This is a genomic window from Flavobacterium araucananum (genome assembly GCF_002222055.1).
GTDB lineage: Bacteria > Bacteroidota > Bacteroidia > Flavobacteriales > Flavobacteriaceae > Flavobacterium > Flavobacterium araucananum.
The window spans coordinates 1-905 of sequence record NZ_MUGS01000135.1; the positions used below are offsets into that span (position 1 = coordinate 1).

The 905-nt window shown below is 34.4% G+C and carries 2 protein-coding genes; both read right to left on the reverse strand.

Annotated elements, in window-relative coordinates; all coding sequences use genetic code 11:
- On the reverse strand, positions 1-538 hold a 538-nt coding region (locus B0A64_RS24825), incomplete at its 3' end, for a condensation domain-containing protein (RefSeq protein WP_208863573.1).
- A partial coding sequence (locus tag B0A64_RS24830; protein ID WP_244285497.1) for a phosphopantetheine-binding protein occupies positions 519-905 on the reverse strand: 387 nt, incomplete at its 5' end. The genes B0A64_RS24830 and B0A64_RS24825, both read right to left, overlap by 20 nt.

Genomic DNA, 905 nt, shown 5'->3' on the forward strand with positions numbered 1-905 from the left:
TAATATCTGTTTTTATAACAGACTTATAATCTTCTGATACCCCCAGAACTGAATCCTCAATAACCAATACTCTATCACGCACAACCTGGATACCATAACCAAGATCCTCCCTCTGCTCAATGGTACTTCTCAATACCTCATGCCTCGATACAATACATTGAAGGGCATACTTTATACCTGAAATATCAGTAGCAGGCTCAAGTTCAAATACAGAAGGCATATGGTAAGCATTAGTGCCCTGCTCATACTGCTCGATAAACCACAAACGCTCCTGGGAAAAAGACAAAATTGATTCGCCATTCATGAAGCAATATATTAAGTTTTCTACAACTTTGTCGTTACAAACATTATTTTTTTGTAATATCTCAATAATTGCATTTTTATTTTCTTTTAATTCTATTAATATTTCGGAAATATTAATATTTTGAGGAAATTTAAACTTTAACTTATCATCTTCAATCCATAGCCAAATACCAATATTATTTGCCCTATATATAATATTTGATATTGTGATTGCTTTATATTTCTCCTTGTTCATAAACTATATTATTAATTAAGTAACTCTTTTTACTATTGTGAAGCTTAGTAATTGTAGAAAACTGGAATATATCTGATACTTTTATATAACAGTCCAGTGCCTTACTCATACGATGCGACACCTGAATGGCCAATATCGAATTACCTCCTATCCTGAAGAAATTATCCGTTATTCCAACCCTATCCAAGCCTAAGACCTCTTTCCAGATATTACAAACGGCGATCTCCAATTCTGTCCTTGGAGCCATATAAGCTTCCATCGATCCGCTAAAATCTGGATCAGGTAATGAACGCTTATCCAGTTTGCCATTGATTGTCAAGGGAAAAGAATCCATAACAACCAAAGCGCCAGGAACCATATATTCAGG